Here is a 16,648-nt window from a genome sequence, read left to right as displayed (position 1 = left end):
GAAGCTCAATACCACTAGTGGACGTAAACCATGGAAAACCTTGAGGCACTGACTCAGCAAGCCCTGGCCGCCGTAAGTGACGCGCACGATGTTGCCGCACTGGATCAGGTACGGGTTCAGTTTCTGGGTAAAAAGGGGGAAATCACTTCCCTGATGAAAAACCTGGGCACAGTTGCGCCTGAAGACCGCCCGAAAATGGGTGCGGTGATCAACGAAGCCAAAGATCAGGTTGAAAACGCCATTTCTGCGCGCAAGCAGTTGCTCGAAACTGCGGCGCTGGACGCCAAACTGGCGGCCGAAACCATCGACATTACTCTGCCTGGCCGTGCCATGCAGGAAGGCAGTCTGCACCCGGTGACCCGTACGCTGGAACGCATTGAAGCCTTCTTTGCCGGTGCCGGTTACGAAGTCGCAGAAGGCCCGGAAGTGGAAGACGACTTCCACAACTTTGAAGCCCTGAATATTCCGTCTCATCACCCGGCGCGGGCGATGCACGACACCTTCTATTTTGATGCCACCACACTGCTGCGTACCCATACCTCGCCGGTGCAGGTGCGTACCATGGAAGCCCAGCAGCCACCGATCCGCATCATTTGCCCGGGTCGTGTTTACCGCTGCGATTACGATCAGACCCATTCTCCGATGTTCCATCAGGTGGAAGGTCTGTTGGTCGATAAAGACATCAGTTTTGCCGACCTGAAAGGCACGCTGGAACAGTTCATGAGCGCTTTCTTTGAGCGCGAAGTGAAAGTGCGTCTGCGTCCTTCTTACTTCCCGTTCACCGAGCCATCGGCGGAAATCGATATCGAGTGGATCGTTGAAACGGCTGACGGTATCAAGCGTGGCTGGCTGGAAATCGGCGGCTGCGGCATGGTGCATCCGAAAGTATTTGAAGCCGTGGGCATCGACCCTGAACAGTACAGTGGTTTTGCCTTCGGTATGGGCGTGGAACGTATGGCCATGCTGCGTTACGGCGTGAACGACCTGCGTCTGTTCTTCGAAAACGATCTGCGCTTCCTGCAGCAGTTCCGTTAATCACTCAAGGATTAAGCAACAATGAAATTCAGCGAACAGTGGTTACGCGAATGGGTGCAGCCTGCGGTGAGCACCGATGAACTGTCAGCTCAGGTCACCATGGCCGGTCTGGAAGTCGATGGCATCGAAACCGTTGCCGGTCAGTTTTCCGGCGTGGTGGTTGGTCAGGTCGTTACCCGTGAACAACATCCGGATGCCGACAAACTCAGCGTTTGTCAGGTGACCGATGGTACTGAAACCTTCCAGGTTGTGTGTGGCGCCGCGAACGTGCGTGCCGGCCTGAAGATTCCGTTCGCCAAAATCGGCGCCGAACTGCCGGGCGACTTTAAAATTAAGAAAGCCAAACTGCGCGGTGTCGAATCCTTCGGCATGCTGTGTGCCGAAGCTGAACTCGGCATGGCAGAAAGCTCTGACGGTCTGATGGAACTGGCCGATGATGCGCCGGTAGGCATGGATTTCCGTGCATACATGGGCCTCGACGACAGCATTATTGAAGTCGATCTGACCCCGAACCGCGGTGACTGCCTGAGCATTGCCGGTCTGGCTCGCGAAGTGGGTGTGCTGAATAAAGCACCTGTGCAAGGCCCGGCCATTGAGCCTGTGGCACCAGCGATCGACGACAAGGTCAGCATCGAAGTTCTGGCCTCTGCGGCCTGTCCGCGTTACCTCGGCCGTATTGTCAAAGGCGTTAACGTCAAAGCGTCCACGCCACTGTGGATGGTGGAAAAACTGCGTCGCAGTGGTATCCGCACCATAGATCCTGTGGTCGACGTGACCAACTATGTGCTGATCGAACTCGGTCAGCCAATGCATGCCTTCGATCTGGCGCAGATTGAAGGCGGTATTCGTGTGCGTATGGCAGAAGAGGGCGAGAAGCTCACCCTGCTGGACGGTCAGGAAGTCACGCTGAAAGCCGACACTCTGGTGATTGCAGACCATGCCAAACCGCTGGCCATGGCGGGCATTATGGGTGGTGAGCATTCCGGTGTTGGCGAGACCACACAGGATCTGCTGCTTGAAGCCGCGTTCTTTGGTCAGCTGGCCATTGCCGGTCGCGCGCGCAGCTACGGCCTGCATACCGATTCATCTCACCGCTTTGAACGCGGCGTGGACTACAACCTGGCGCGCACAGCGATGGAACGTGCGACTGCCTTGCTGGTTGAGCTGTGTGGTGGTCAACCGGGTCCTGTGGTGGAGGTGTCCAGCGCTGCTGATCTGCCAAAAGCCGCTTCCATTCACCTGCGTAAAGCCCGTATCGAACAGGTGCTGAGTCTGGTGATGGCGGACAGCGAAGTTGAAGACATTCTGACCCGTCTGGGTATGAGTCTCACTGCCGTGGCCGATGGCTGGCAGGTAACAGCACCAAGCTACCGCTTCGATATGGCCATTGAATCTGACCTGATCGAAGAACTGGCCCGTATCTATGGCTACAACCGTCTGCCGGTGCGTACACCGAAAGCCGCCACACCACTGCGTAAAGCCCCGGAAAACCGCCTGAGCATTCAGGATGTCCGCCGTCAGCTGATCGCCCGTGGTTATCAGGAAGCCATTACCTACAGCTTCGTAGAGCCTTCTCTGCAGAAAGCCCTCGACCCTGAAGTGACGCCGTTGCCACTGATGAATCCGATTTCTGCGGATATGTCGGTTATGCGTACTAACCTCTGGGCCGGTCTGGTGCAGGCTGCCGATTACAACCTTAAGCGTCAGCAGTCACGCGTGCGTCTGTTCGAAACCGGCCTGCGTTTTGTGCCGGGTGCGGATGGTCTGCAGCAGATTCCGACGCTGGCGTTCGTGGCGACCGGTACCCGTCTGCCACAAGCCTGGTCTGACGCAGAAACCGCCGTCGATTTCTTCGACGTGAAAGGTGATCTGGAAAGCCTGCTGGCCCGTGGAGGTGAAGCCGATGCTTACCGCTTCGTCAGCGGTGGTCATCCTGCGCTGCATCCAGGACAAAGTGCGACCATCGAAAAGCGTGACGCAGATGGTAACTGGCGTTCCGTGGGTCTGATCGGTGCCCTGCATCCGGTGGTGCAGAAGCAACTGGGCGTGCGTCAGGCGCTGTTCCTGGTGCAGATTGATCTGGCCGTGGTGCGTGAAACCCGCGTACCTAAGTTCCGTGAACTGTCCAAATTCCCGGAAATGCGCCGCGATCTGGCGTTGGTTGTGGCACAGGACGTACAGGTTGAACAGGTACTGGAAGGCATCCGCGCAGCCGCTGGCGAGTACCTGACAAAGCTCAACCTGTTTGACGTTTATGTCGGCAAAGGCATTGATCCAGATAGAAAAAGTCTGGCTCTGGGCTTGACCTGGCAGCATCCTTCGCGCACATTAACTGATGAAGAAGTGAACGATTCTGTTTCATCGGTACTGGCTTCCCTTGGTGGGAAGTTAGGAGCAACGCTAAGGGGTTAGCATGACCGCTTTGACCAAAGCTGAACTGGCAGAAAAACTGTTCGAAGATCTTGGTCTCAATAAGCGCGAGGCAAAGGATATGGTGGATCTCTTCTTTGATGAGATCCGCGATAGCCTGAGTCGCAACGAGCAGGTTAAGTTGTCGGGGTTCGGCAACTTCGACCTGCGCGATAAGCGTCAACGGCCGGGACGTAATCCGAAGACGGGGGAAGAAATCCCGATTTCGGCACGTCGTGTAGTGACTTTCAAACCGGGCCAGAAGCTCAAAGTCCGCGTGGAAGCCTATGCTGGAACCCAGCCATAACAACGAACTCCCTCCGATTCCGGCAAAGCGTTACTTCACCATTGGTGAGGTGAGCGAGCTTTGCGACGTCAAGCCCCATGTACTGCGGTACTGGGAGCAGGAATTCCCTCAGCTGAGCCCGGTCAAGCGCCGCGGCAATCGTCGTTATTATCAGCGTCAGGACGTGATTCTCGTCCGCGAAATCCGTGCCCTGTTGTATCAGGAAGGCTACACCATCGGCGGTGCGCGTCAGCGTCTGACCGAAGAGGGTGACTCCAATGCCGTGGCAATGGACCAGGCACTGATCAAGAATATGATCACCGAACTCAAAGAACTGGCCGATCTGCTCGACGCCAATAGCCTGCTTTGAGTTGACCCAAAAAATCTTTCATTTTTCAGTGGCTTAAGTATACTCAGCCAGCTCAGAACCTCTCTGAGACTCAGTCGGGATGTAGCGCAGCTTGGTAGCGCACTTGCATGGGGTGCAAGGGGTCGGAGGTTCAAATCCTCTCATCCCGACCAAAAATCTCCTTTTAAATCAATGGGTTGCAGGTTATGCATGAGGCTTCGATAGTCTTGTACTACTTCAAATCTCATTTTTGCCCCACTTTTTGCCCCACCTGTGCGTGTAAGTTACTACCAAAGCCTATTTACGGTATGGCAGGTCGCTTGTCTATTTCTCAATCTCTGCTCTGAGAATCTCGATTACCATCTGAGCCGCTGATATGCCTCTCGAATCAGCCATTTCCTGAACTTTCTCCATCAGCTTGATGGGCAGAACCATGTTGTAGGGTTTCTTGTTGAGTTTTTTGTTCTTTTGGTTATGTTTATCTTTTGCAAAAGCAGCTTTGGTCTTGCGGATGAGTTCGTCGAAATCCGTTTCCTTCCCATTGGCTCGGTGGGTATCAAGGATGATTTCAATATCTTCAATCGTGGACGCTGGATTGCTTTTGGATAGAGAGTTGTTTTTGAATTGCCTTAATTTATTAAATATCTCTATCTTTAGCTTGGTCTGATCTTCAAACCATCTGATGCTCTTTGTTGGGGATGAGTCTCTTTTCCACTGGTTGGCCAGATTCCTGGCGACGGTTGTCTTCTCGTGACAATCATCTTGAATCAGATCAAAGACCAAAGTAGATGCCTCTTTGTTATTCAGGCCGCTCAGGTATCGTTCCGGTGATAGCTCGTTGCTTCTACGTGGTATGTCGTACCGTTTGGAAAGTGCAGTCTTAAGCCAAGCCAACTGGCGCTTGCTATCTACTATCCAGCCCAGCTCATTTTTAGACAGAAGCTGAGCCTCAATTCCATCTAAATAGCCGTCGGGAAATCTGATACAGCACAGGTCGTAGATGATTTCACTCTCAGTCGGGGAGGGATTGAACTTGTAATCATAGTGCAGAACGAAATCCAGCCAGATCAGCCTGTCCCTTCTCTTGTCATATGACTTAAAGCCAGTTGCGCGGGTAAATGCTTCTAGTAGTTCTTTCTCTGCTGCACTCCGCTTTCTAATGATCGTCACCTTGATCACTCCCTGAGCTATCGCGAGATTATTATTGTAGCATTCTGTATTAATTCTACTGTTATTCTTCAGTCATTCTTGGAATAATTTTACGGCTGTAACCCCGCTAAATATGGGAATTTTCACCATGTCGGACTGGATTCTTGTGCCAGAGCAGGCGGAGTGCATATTTATTGCACATGCGGGTGTCAAGAGCTGGCAGTTTTGCCCGATGTCGCAGGGCTTCGTTAAAAGCTATCAAGGAATGCTTTACCGGCTCTATATGAGTCTTCCCTCTACAAGAAGGGGCAGATAATTTCATACACGCCCGCCAGATCCTGTGAGCAAATTACAGGAGCTGCAAAAAATGAAATTCATCCGTCTCACTGAAGTCATGGCCAAAACTGGCCTGGCCCGATCTACCGTTTACAAACTGATCTCTGAAAGTAACTTCCCGGCAAGCGTCTCCCTGGGAGGGAAGTCCGTTGCCTGGGTTGAGGCTGAAGTTGAAGAGTGGATGCTGAGCAAGATTACTGAACGTGACGAAGGCGTTGCCTTGACCGCATAAAAAATAAACAGCGCAGCCGAAGCTGCGCTGTTTATGCTGTGTACGTCTGAGTTGTTTATGCCTGAAGCGTACCGCGAGCAGCGGCGGTGGGTTTCAGGCGTGATTTCAGTTTGTGAACCTTCTGTTGTCGAACATCCGGCTCGGCGGTTTGTAAGGTATCGTCGGAGGTAGCAGGGTAGAACTCTTCCAGAATTTCCGGCAGCTCTTCCTCACTGTACTCAAACTGCCCATTGGCAAAGCCCAGGCTGGCGACGTTATCCAGGGCATCCTGATCAATGCCGGCAGACTCACGCTCCGCCTGAGTGATCTTCGCTTGGGTAACTGCATCCGTCAGGCTTAAGCCATCCATCAGTTCCAGATCCACATAATAGATAGCGGTTCTGTGGCTCATGGTGGTGCTTTTGCCCCGCAGTTTCAGTTGCAGTGGCATGCAGTGAAGCAGGCCGCCGGATACTGCGCTGTAATACAGCATCCGCGCAAACAGCGAGCGAATGGTGTTGAAGCTGGTGGTGCGCAGAATGAAGCAGCTCAGATCCTGGTTGTCGTCACCTACCTGAACCGTCATGCGCCCGTACAGCTTGCACTGACCATTCTTCCCGAACTCACATAAACCACTGCCAGGGCATTCCAGTTCCTGCAGACCTTCGGCAGTTATTCTCCGGCAGGTTGCTCCATCACCCACGCAGACAGGTCGCCCGGTCTGCCGGTCAAACATGGAATACTCCGCTCGCAGGTTCAGATCCGCACAGGAAAACGGCAATCGCACCGGAATTCGGCGTAGCTTGTCGGTGTCCTGTTCCTTGCGCAGCTGTTCGTCCAGTGGGTGTAGTACCCAGCCATCCTTGGTTTGTACCTGGCCGGTGAGGGTGAACTGATCATCCTTGGCAGGCAGGCGCTGACCGTTGCGTTCAACAACGCGGCCAATGCTGATGCGCCCAACAATGGGCGGTGTAATCGCAAGACCTTTAATCATGATGGTGCTCCTTAGCCTTCAAGGCTGGTGGATTGGATCAAAAACCGACGACTGCCCTGACGCACCTGTGGGTACTGTTGCAGTAAGTCGGGTTGGGCTTTCAGAAGGGATTGGGTATCTAGTGATACGCTGTCTTTGCTTTTCTTCCAGCTGATGCGACCACTGGCAAACTGCGCCACCGAGGCATCCCCCATACGCTGCTGAATCTGCTGCTTTAACTCAGACTCCTTAAGTGAGAGTTCCTGAGCTGCTGTGCGCAGTTCGGTCAGTTCATGAAATACCTGGTTGAAGTTGTCGTCGTCCGACAGATCGATCGCTATACCGTTATCCTTCGGATACAGCGCCCGCAGCGCTTTATCCGCAGACTCGGAACCATCACTGGGCGGTGGGGTATCCGTTTCCACGAACTGCCAAAACTCACGTTCAAGCTCGATCAGCTCCCGGATTAACTCGTCATCCCGCTCAATGCGATAAATCCGGAACTCCTGACCGCAGATCAGCACAGCAACATCGGCTACCTGCTTGCCGGTAATGGCCAGCTGATGCTGTACCTGACACTGGTAATAATCAGGAACGCCGTCTTGCCACAGGCGGGCTCCATATTCACCAGCAGTCTTACACTCAAGAATCTGAACATCGTCACTACCGACCACGGCGTAGTCGAGATTGGCGAGCATCCAGGCTTTATCCGGATCAGGATGTTGCAGTACAGAATTAACCCGCCGGACCTTAAGTCCGGTCTTGCGGCTGTAATGCTCCGCGACGATGGGTTCCAGCACGTTGCCCCAATACATGGGTGAATCCAGATCGTCCGGTGCGTTGGTTAACTCGGATGACATTCGGCCTGTCTTAATCATCCAGAGCTCAAGGCGTGATTGATAAGGGCTGATGCCAATGGCAGCGGCGGCATCGCTGGCACCGATACCCTGGTTGCGTACCGTCAACCATTCCTGGCGTGACATATCCTTCGTGGATACCAGGCGAATGGCCGTTGGGCGCTTGTTGGTTTGAATGGCGTTTTGATGATTCATAGAAAAACCTCAAATAAAAAAGCCCCTGCACACCGAAGCATGCAGGGGCTATAACGTTGAATGTGAAAGTAGGGTGAAGGCGCAAACTTAGGCGACAAGAGCCAGCGCGGTATCCAGTGCATTTTGCTTAATCGACGCACCCTGACCAAACCAGGCAGAATCGAGCCGGTAATCGCTGGTGCGAGCCCGGCGCTCATGGTCAATGTATTCGGTCACAGCATTTAACAGCCCATAGGCAGTGCCTTTGGATGACGGTAAATGCGCCCCATAGGCGTGACCGTTGAACAACTCCTGCACTCGGTTCATAGCCTTAGAGTTGGCATTCTGCGCACCGGGTTGAGCGAATACCTGGCTGATGAAGTGCTCGGCTTCTTTGTCCTTAATCTTACGTTCGCTGAGAGCCTTCATCTGATCCATGAACTGACTCCAGCTGGACACTGAAATCCCCATTTCACGTTTTACTTTGTCGGCATCAAAGATCGTGCTGTGGCGAACCTTGACGCAGCTGGGTGCCTGACCCTGCAATGCAACCGCCAGGGTGTTGTTGCACACCACCCGGATGCTGGTGAACTGCGCTGTGGTCGCCATACTGCCATCACAAGCGGTTGCCAGTAGTACATAGCCGTGACTTTCATCATTGCCCTTCAATACGCCGGTTTGCCCCGTTCTGGCTAAGGCCCAGAGCTTGCGGCCACCTTTCAGAACGCCTGCGGTTTCCAGCTCAAAACCAGCGTATTCCGTCAGGTCGCGGTAAAACTCCAGGATCTCCTGGGGCTGAACAACCTTATAGCGATTGCCGACCACAGAAAGCCCTTCATTAGTGTCAGAGCGATACAGCACCTTGCCTTCGGAGTATTCCTTCAACTCACCCATAATCGGGTTTTCATGGGCAATAAACTGAATTGGAGATTCCTTGATCTCCCAGTTCATGCCCGCCTGTTGTGCCCATATATCCAAAGGTTGGTTTGGGGTTAATGCGTTGCCCAGGCCATGCCAAGGCGTTGCGCCGGTATAGGCCATGCTTTCGACTAAATGTGACATATGTTTACCTCGTTACTTATGAATGGATTCAACGAAGAGATACGTTTGCCTATCTCATGTAACTGATATATGTCTCATTTTTTTTTGAATCGCCGATTTAAACCCCTTTTTCTAAATGATATATGTTTTAAATATCCTGGGATGGATGTTGTAACTGAAGGAAAGGTCATTTTTTGAAATATTTTATCAGAGTGATTTTTTATGAATTAAGTTAAGTTATTAAATAAAGTAACGCAGGTGTGGTGGCTTTTTAAGTTAATTGGTTGGAGATATAAGGTCTTCCTTCTTTATAAGTTTATATAACAAATAAAAATTTACATTAAGCATCAATGATCTGTACCCAATGGAGAGTGATGCACCATGTCGAAGTATCGTGAGCAGTCATACAGAACACTTAAAAAAAATCCTAACCTTACCGTCAGTCGCTATTGGCAGTATTCTGGCCTTAATGTCCAACATCATAAAGGGCCGAACATTACTCAATATCTTGATCGGATCTTAAATAGGCTGGATAGGTCAATAAATAATCACTCTGAGATTGTTGTTCTTAGATTCGATCTCCGCTTTCCTAGATGGTTTGATGATGAGGACCTTCTTGAGGTGGGTGGAGGTGTAATTACCAGATTCTGGGAATCATTTAAGTCTCAGTTGAAAGCATGTGTTAGTCGAATGCAAAGAGAAGGTATTAATATTCAAAATCACAATCCAGATTATATTTGGTGTAAGGAAAGGAGTGGGCGAGGGCTCAGGTGCCACTTCCACTGTGTCCTGATATTGAATCAATCAATGTATGATCAGCTGTTGGAATATCATGGTGGTGAAGATCCGATTGTTTACATGGTCGAGCAGGCCTGGGCGAGATGCCTTGGGTATTCTGATTACGAGGTGTACGGATCTGTCTATGTACCTGACAATGCCATGTATTACGTGTCAAAGAATAACCGGGAGCAGTATGCCGATGTGTTCTATAGATTGAGCTACTTGGCTAAGTCATCCACTAAGTGGTTCGATGACAGTAGCCAATGGTTTGGTAGTAGTCGAAGTTGATGCTGGATTTTTGCCTTAATGAGATTTCCTGTATGGCGGCTTAGGTTAGCACTCATGGCAAAAATTATTCATTTTGACTGCCCTGGTTGACGGATTTGGTAGCGGCATAATAGCTGCTTAAATTGCCCGTCGGTGCGGGTGATTTGATTGTACTATTGGATACTTATTTGTTATTCATTTTAGCTATATGCTTGGTCGGCGCGGTACTTCTCGTGCTGAACGGTTCGAAGTTCATGGGTACAGTTTACCTTCCCGAGGTCGGTGGGAAGCTTGTTCTGTCGTTACCAAGCAGGTATAAAACGATAAAAGACTCAGTAAAAAAGCCCCATAGAGCAAGGGCTTTGGTTCAAGGATAAGGAATGCCAATCCCCGACTATCAAACGCTGATGCGACCTGTGCTGGTTGCCCTTAGTGGCAAGGAAAGTATGGGGCTTCGTAAACTGGTCGAAGAGCTGAGCGATGAGTTCAGCCTCTCTGACCAGGAACGTCGTCAAATGACACCCAGTAATCGAAGCACTCTCATGTACAACAGGGTTGCCTGGAGTACTACCTATTTACGAAAGGCTGGATTGATTGAGAGTCTGCAGCGTGGAGTTAGCCGAATAACGCCTGCTGGAAAGCAGGCCCTGATAGATTGCCCTGATCGTGTCGACAATACATATCTGAAGCGGTTTCCAGCGTTCATTCAAAGTAGCTACGGGGAATACGCTGATACATCCTCTGCGACAGCCGTTGTGACGGATTCGGGCCTTGATCCTACCGAGAGGTTGGAGCAGGCACATGAGCAGCTTCAGCGAACATTGAGGGATGATGTACTGGAACTGGTGAAAAGCCAGACGCCAGCTTTTTTCGAAAGACTGATTGTCGATCTGATGCTCGCCATGGGGTATGGCGGCTGGAGCGACAAGGCAGGGCAGGCCACCCAATACACTAACGATGGCGGCATCGACGGCATCATCAACGAAGACCCGTTAGGCCTGGATACCATCTACCTGCAAGCCAAGCGCTACACCGACAACAGCGTAGGGCGACCGGAGGTACAGGCATTTGTGGGTGCATTGGAGATGAAACGTGCCCGAAAAGGCGTATTCATTACCACCAGTCGCTTCAGCCGTGATGCTATCGACTATGTAAGCATGATTGAAAAACGGGTCGTGCTGATTGATGGCATGCAGCTCGCAGAGCTAATGATCCGCTACAACCTGGGTGTGAGCGTGAAAGAAAGCTATCTGATTAAGTCGATCGATTCGGATTATTTTGAAGACTGAACAGCGAGCATGACAGAGTAATCCGAACACAAGAACAAGACCGGAGAAACCGTTAGTGGAACTGATTGATAACATCAGCCACCTTCTGGGTGATGACCTGAAGAAAACACTGAAGCCAGGTGCCAAGCTGAAAATAGCGGCATCCTGTTTCTCTATGTATGCGTTCGAAGCACTGCGTTCAGAACTCGAAAAAATAGACGAGCTGAACTTTATCTTCACGTCGCCTACCTTCGTAGCCAACGAAGTCTCCGATAAAATCCGCAAAGAACGGCGCGAGTTTCACATTCCAAAATTGGATCGTGAGCGGAGCCTTTACGGCAGCGAGTTTGAAATTCAGCTGCGTAATAAGCTCACTCAGCGTGCAATCGCCCGTGAATGTGCGCAATGGATTCAGCGCAAAGCAACATTCCGCAGTAATCGCAGCAAAGCGCCCATGCAGCAATTTGCCTGTGTTGAAACCAATGCCGGTGACTCCGCCTATATGCCCTTGCACGGCTTTACTGCCGTCGATCTTGGGTATCAGCAGGGCAACGCCGTTTCTAACTTCGTGAATAAGTTCAGTGAGCCAGCGTTCACATCCAATTACCTGACCCTGTTTAATCAGATCTGGAATGATCCGGAAAAGCTGGAGGACGTTACCGCCCAGCTGTGCGAACACATTGCTTCGGTGTATCAGGAAAACTCACCGGAAAGCCTGTACTTTCTGATGCTCTACAACATCTTCAATGAATTTCTGGATGACATCGACGAAGACGTACTGCCCAACGACCGTACCGGCTATCAGAACACGCTTATCTGGCAAAAATTGTTCAACTACCAGAAGGATGCTGCTAACGGCATCATCAACAAACTGGAAACCTACAGTGGCTGCATTCTTGCCGACAGTGTGGGCTTGGGTAAAACCTTTACCGCCCTGGCAGTGGTTAAGTATTACGAGCTGCGCAATAAATCGGTGTTGGTTTTGTGCCCTAAGAAGCTGGCCGATAACTGGCTCAACTACAACCGCAACTTAAAGACCAATATCTTCGCCAAAGACCGGTTTAACTACGACGTGCTGTGTCATACCGATCTCAGCCGCACCAGCGGTGAGTCATTTGGCATGCCATTAAATCGCGTCAACTGGGGTAACTACGATTTAGTCGTAATCGATGAATCGCACAACTTCCGCAACAACGACGCCTACAAAGAGAAAGAAACCCGCTATCAAAAGCTGATGAACAAGGTGATTCGGGAAGGGGTTAAAACCAAGGTGCTGATGTTGTCGGCAACGCCGGTCAACAACCGTTTCAACGATCTGCGCAACCAGCTCGCGCTGGCCTATGAAGGCGACTCCAGCAACCTGAGTAAGAAGCTGAAGACAGAGAAGGGTATTGAAGAGATTTTCCGCAATGCGCAGGCGGCCTTTAACAACTGGTCGAAACTGCCACCAGAAAGCCGTACTGCTCGTGCCATTCTGGATGCACTGGAATTCGACTTCTTCGAAATGCTGGATAGCGTAACCATTGCCCGTTCCCGCAAACATATCCAGACCTTCTACGATACCAGCGACATTGGCCATTTTCCGGTACGCAGAAAGCCGCTGTCGTTCCATTCTCCCTTAACCAACCGCAGAGATGTTCAGAACTTTAATGAGATATTTGAACAACTGTCGCTGTTGAAGCTGTCGGTATACGCGCCCATTAGTTACATACTGCCCAGCCGGCTGAAAAAGTACGAAGAGCTTTACGATACTCAGGTGGAAGGCGGCAAAGGGAAACTGCGGCAGGCCGACCGTGAAAAAAGCCTGGTCGCCTTAATGACCACCAACCTGCTGAAGCGTCTGGAAAGCTCGGTATATTCATTCCGCAGCACCCTGCAGGCTTTGAAAGACAACCACCAAAATTTATTAGCGACGATTGCTGAGTTTTATAACCGCGATGGCTTCACGGAAGTGGACAGTTTTGCCGATGCCCTGGATTCAATCGAAGCTGAGGAAGACGGCATTCCGTCCTTTCACGATCTGGAAATCGGCAAAACCATCAAGATCAAACTGGCCGACATGGATCTGCCAAGCTGGGAACAAGATCTGAGAGGCGACCTGAGCATCATCGACGCATTACTGGCCGATATGCAGAAGGTAACACCGGCAGACGATTCCAAACTGCAGCACCTGAAGCAGCAGATACTGAACAAAATACAGAACCCCATTAACCCAGGTAACAAAAAGGTTTTGATTTTTACCGCTTTTTCCGACACAGCCGACTACCTGTACGACAACCTTGCCCCTGTATTGCAAGCCGAGCTGGGGCTCCATAGTGCCAAAGTAACCGGCAGTGCTGCGCCTCAGTCTACCTTGCGTGCTGCCCACAAACGCAAAGGCTACGACTTCCAGGAGCTGCTGACGCTGTTCTCGCCGCGATCAAAAGAAAAGCATCTGGTACTGCCGGAGGAACCCGCAGAAATCGATTTGCTCATCGGCACCGACTGCATATCCGAAGGCCAGAACCTGCAGGATTGCGACTACCTGATTAACTACGACATTCACTGGAACCCGGTGCGCATTATTCAGCGTTTTGGCCGGGTAGACCGTATTGGTTCACCCAATGCCAGCATCCAGCTGGTGAACTACTGGCCCGATATTTCACTGGATGAGTACATCAACCTGAAAGAGCGGGTAGAAAGCCGCATGATGATTGCCGACGTAACCGCCACCGGTGACGACAACGTACTGTCGGCACAGGCTAACGACGTTAGCTACCGCAAAGAACAGCTACGCCGCTTGCAGGAAGAAGTGATTGAACTGGAAGACCTGAAAACCGGCGTATCCATTACCGACCTGGGCCTGAACGACTTCCGCATGGACTTGCTGAATTACGTTAAAGCCCACGGCGAACCCAGCCATTTACCCAGTGGCATGCACGCCGTCGTACTCGCGTACCCGGCACTGGGGCTGCATCCGGGCGCAATCTTCACCCTGCGTAACCGTAATCCGGAAGTAAACATCAATCAGCACAACCGGCTGCACCCTTACTATCTGGTTTACATTGGCCTCGATGGTCAGGTAATTCACGACCACACCGAAGTAAAACGCCTGCTGGATCTGGTCAGAACCGGCTGTAAAGGCAAAACCGAACCGATACCCGATGCCTTCCATCGCTTCAATCAGGAAACTCAGGATGGCCGCTCCATGCAGCGCTACTCTGGCCTGTTGAATCAGTCCATTCGCTCTATGATCGACGCGAAAGAAGAAAAGGACTTAGACAGCCTGTTCAGCGGCGGCAAAACCACTGCACTGACCAACACCATCAAGGGGCTGGATGACTTCGAGCTGATCTCCTTTCTGGTGATTCAGGAGGAGGCATGAGCAATATAATCAGCCCTTCAGAACGGAACCCGCTGGTCAGCTACCCCAGGCAGGCAGAATTTGGCCGCGTGCTGCCCAAAAACAAAATTTACGAGCATGGCGCAGTCAAAACCCGCCTGAAAGAGCGGTTTGTTGAACAGGTAGAGCAGATTGTCTGGCAATACAAGCTGGCCCCCGAAACCATCAACCTACCGGCAAAGCCCGGTGTGCCAGAGATTCAGGTATTCCGAATTACTCTGAAAGGCCCGGAACTGGACGAAGCGGTACTGCAGTGCATCGATGATGCAGTACAATTCCCGCTTTTGTTCGAGCTGGAATACCAGGGCAAGGTACGCATGGTTGCCACTTACAAGCGCCCCAGCGAAGCCGATAGCGGGCGTTGGGTAACCAGTGAGTATTTTTGGGGCAACTGGCAACCAACTACGACGGAACGCAACCCGCTTCCCGCAGCGCTTGACCTGGGCAGCTTGTATGCAGCTTTGTTAAAGCAACTGATACCGCTGACGCCCCGGCAGAATGAAACTCTGCAACCGCTGGTTGAGCGCTACAGTGCAGTCAATGCGGCAGCTCTGCAGATAGAAAAATTGAAAAAGAAGCTTGAAAAAGAGAAGCAGTTTAACCGCAAGGTTGAGATAAATAGCCATTTGAAGGCGTTAAAGGAAGAGCTCTGTCAATTAGGTGGTGATGAATGAATGAGACTGAAGAGTTGGAAATTCAGAAAGATATCCAAGTGCAGATAAATGAAGCTGAAGACCTTCAGTCTTTGAATGCGCTGCTGACAGAAGCGATGAGTAAGAAGCAGATCCAGGAGTGGCTGAAAGGCGATAATCTGGAGCTGGTGATTAGTCGGGTATTGAAGCTTGTTAAACGTGACCAAAAGCAAGAACTCTATGCATCTGCAATGCTGGGGAGGCTGGCTGCAGTAGCGAGAGGCCGCGAATCTATTGTTTTTCAAAGCTCTGGTAAGTTGTTTACTCAAGAGCCCGATCCTATTGATTCACTGTCAGATGGTGATGAGAAGGATTATGCCGCTAAGTTTTTGAATCATGTTGAGACTAACTGGTGGCAAGGCTATTGCCTCAGAGAAGTTCTGGCTATTGATTCTGCTAATAACGCTCGTAAGGAACTTATTAGAGCCTTGTTGGCCAGGTCCTCTGACCTGGCAGCCTTTCTGAAACTGATTAGCAGTGCCGAGCTTTCGTTAAAGACTGACGATAAGCAGGAAATCAGGCTCAACAAAGTTCGCCGGATTCTGGAGTCTGTCGCAGATGTCATCCGTAGTTATGACGGCGATGTGGGCACTGAACCAGGGCTTGAACTAAGCCGTTGCGTAATAGGATTGCTCAGAAGCTCGAAGGACTCTTCCGCAACCGAAGAGTCATTGAATGCATGTCTTAACGACTCTGTAAGTATCTTGGTAAGGATTATTGAGCTTCGGTTTTCCTACGCCTTGCAAGCCGAGACATATTTATTGCTTCAGGACGGTAAAAAGTTTCTCACATTGGGTGAATGGACAAGATTTCTTGATCATTCCAACGCTATGCAAAAGGTAAGACTGAATCTATTGGAAACCGCATTGGTGCTAGCGCGTCAGAATCGTACAGACCGTGAGCTCTTGCGTGTTATGGAAGCTGCTTGGCCATCCACCCAGAAAATTGGAGTTGCCCTGAAGAAACACTTTGCAGGTGTGTCGGATGTTGACCCAGAAGTTGCTGATTATTGGTTGAAAGTTGGTCGCGTCTCAGAGAGTGCACGAGCTGCTGAGCACAAGCTTGGCAATACTGAAGATCATCAGATTGGTGAATTACTCATCCAGCTCGATGCCAATCGAATTAACATGAATAAGCTGAACCGTGCGGTTGTACCAGTCCTCGAAACCTTTGATCCGATACAAGCGGCAACGGTCAGGCGCGCAGCAAATGGCTACGAAAGCATTGCTCAGGTAGCTGAGCGGTTAGCCAGGATGAGAAAGCTAAGTAAGACCGATTTATTGGAAACTGTCGTCGAATACAACCCTATCGAGCATGAGATGGAGGGCGGGCACCGTTCTGGTATTCGGAGAGTGAAAGTTGTCCGGGACGGCATCTTGAAGGAATTTGGCGGTAAAAAGAAAACACTGGTCAAACCACGCGTTGAGGCTGAGGAATAG

The 16,648-nt window shown here is 51.0% G+C and carries 14 protein-coding genes and 1 tRNA gene; 11 read left to right on the top strand and 4 right to left on the bottom strand.

Annotated features, from left to right (window positions below; all coding sequences use genetic code 11):
- Positions 1-30 precede the first annotated feature (30 nt).
- The 5 genes from pheS to ACQUQU_RS08210 all read left to right on the top strand — a co-directional run bounded on the left by pheS (position 31) and on the right by ACQUQU_RS08210 (position 4,252).
- A complete protein-coding gene (pheS, locus tag ACQUQU_RS08230) occupies positions 31-1,035 on the top strand; it encodes a phenylalanine--tRNA ligase subunit alpha (RefSeq protein ID WP_430462763.1) in 1,005 nt (334 codons plus the stop codon).
- A gap of 21 nt (positions 1,036-1,056) precedes the next feature.
- Entirely contained in the window at positions 1,057-3,447 is a 2,391-nt protein-coding gene (gene pheT / locus ACQUQU_RS08225) for a phenylalanine--tRNA ligase subunit beta (protein ID WP_430462762.1), read from the top strand.
- Between the two features lies 1 nt (position 3,448).
- The gene (gene ihfA / locus ACQUQU_RS08220; RefSeq protein WP_430462761.1) at positions 3,449-3,751 is read left to right on the top strand and encodes an integration host factor subunit alpha; all 303 of its coding nucleotides are present in this window, start codon (positions 3,449-3,451) and stop codon (positions 3,749-3,751) included.
- Complete coding sequence (locus ACQUQU_RS08215) at positions 3,732-4,100, top strand: MerR family transcriptional regulator (RefSeq protein WP_430462760.1); 369 nt, start codon at positions 3,732-3,734, stop codon at positions 4,098-4,100. The genes ihfA and ACQUQU_RS08215 overlap by 20 nt, the downstream gene beginning before the upstream one ends.
- Positions 4,101-4,175: 75 nt before the next feature.
- Positions 4,176-4,252: transfer RNA gene (locus ACQUQU_RS08210), tRNA-Pro, on the top strand.
- Between the two features lie 151 nt (positions 4,253-4,403).
- Here the strand turns inward: ACQUQU_RS08210 and ACQUQU_RS08205 are convergent.
- The gene (locus ACQUQU_RS08205) at positions 4,404-5,249 is read right to left on the bottom strand and encodes a hypothetical protein (protein WP_430462759.1); all 846 of its coding nucleotides are present in this window, start codon (positions 5,247-5,249) and stop codon (positions 4,404-4,406) included.
- Positions 5,250-5,595: 346 nt separating this feature from the next.
- Between ACQUQU_RS08205 and ACQUQU_RS08200 the strand changes: the two genes are divergently transcribed.
- Positions 5,596-5,796 (top strand): AlpA family transcriptional regulator, encoded by a 201-nt coding sequence (locus ACQUQU_RS08200; RefSeq protein ID WP_430462758.1) that lies wholly within the window; start codon positions 5,596-5,598, stop codon positions 5,794-5,796.
- A gap of 55 nt (positions 5,797-5,851) precedes the next feature.
- Here ACQUQU_RS08200 and ACQUQU_RS08195 read toward each other — a convergent pair whose 3' ends face one another.
- The 3 genes from ACQUQU_RS08195 to ACQUQU_RS08185 form a co-directional block, all read right to left on the bottom strand.
- The gene (locus ACQUQU_RS08195; protein ID WP_430462757.1) at positions 5,852-6,769 is read right to left on the bottom strand and encodes a hydrolase or metal-binding protein; all 918 of its coding nucleotides are present in this window, start codon (positions 6,767-6,769) and stop codon (positions 5,852-5,854) included.
- A gap of 11 nt (positions 6,770-6,780) precedes the next feature.
- Complete coding sequence (locus ACQUQU_RS08190) at positions 6,781-7,800, bottom strand: YqaJ viral recombinase family protein (protein WP_430462756.1); 1,020 nt, start codon at positions 7,798-7,800, stop codon at positions 6,781-6,783.
- Between the two features lie 87 nt (positions 7,801-7,887).
- Positions 7,888-8,841: a DUF932 domain-containing protein gene (locus tag ACQUQU_RS08185; RefSeq protein ID WP_430462755.1), complete on the bottom strand. Its 954-nt coding sequence runs from the start codon at positions 8,839-8,841 to the stop codon at positions 7,888-7,890.
- Positions 8,842-9,201: 360 nt separating this feature from the next.
- On the opposite strand from ACQUQU_RS08185, the gene ACQUQU_RS08180 reads away from it, so the two are divergent.
- The 5 genes from ACQUQU_RS08180 to ACQUQU_RS08160 all read left to right on the top strand — a co-directional run bounded on the left by ACQUQU_RS08180 (position 9,202) and on the right by ACQUQU_RS08160 (position 16,648).
- Positions 9,202-9,888, top strand: coding sequence for an inovirus Gp2 family protein (locus tag ACQUQU_RS08180; RefSeq protein ID WP_430462754.1), 687 nt, complete (start codon positions 9,202-9,204; stop codon positions 9,886-9,888).
- A 359-nt stretch (positions 9,889-10,247) separates the two neighbouring features.
- Positions 10,248-11,156 (top strand): restriction endonuclease, encoded by a 909-nt coding sequence (locus ACQUQU_RS08175; protein WP_430462753.1) that lies wholly within the window; start codon positions 10,248-10,250, stop codon positions 11,154-11,156.
- A gap of 55 nt (positions 11,157-11,211) precedes the next feature.
- A complete protein-coding gene (locus ACQUQU_RS08170) occupies positions 11,212-14,499 on the top strand; it encodes a helicase-related protein (protein WP_430462752.1) in 3,288 nt (1,095 codons plus the stop codon).
- Positions 14,496-15,191, top strand: a complete 696-nt coding sequence (locus ACQUQU_RS08165; RefSeq protein WP_430462751.1) for a DUF4391 domain-containing protein — start codon at positions 14,496-14,498, stop codon at positions 15,189-15,191. The genes ACQUQU_RS08170 and ACQUQU_RS08165 overlap by 4 nt, the downstream gene beginning before the upstream one ends.
- Complete coding sequence (locus ACQUQU_RS08160; protein ID WP_430462750.1) at positions 15,188-16,648, top strand: hypothetical protein; 1,461 nt, start codon at positions 15,188-15,190, stop codon at positions 16,646-16,648. The genes ACQUQU_RS08165 and ACQUQU_RS08160 overlap by 4 nt, the downstream gene beginning before the upstream one ends.

This window comes from Thalassolituus sp. LLYu03 (assembly GCF_050507655.1).
In the GTDB taxonomy this organism is placed as follows: domain Bacteria; phylum Pseudomonadota; class Gammaproteobacteria; order Pseudomonadales; family Oceanobacteraceae; genus Venatoribacter.
Note: the sequence above shows the minus strand (reverse complement) of the source record. Positions and strands in the feature narration are given on the sequence as shown.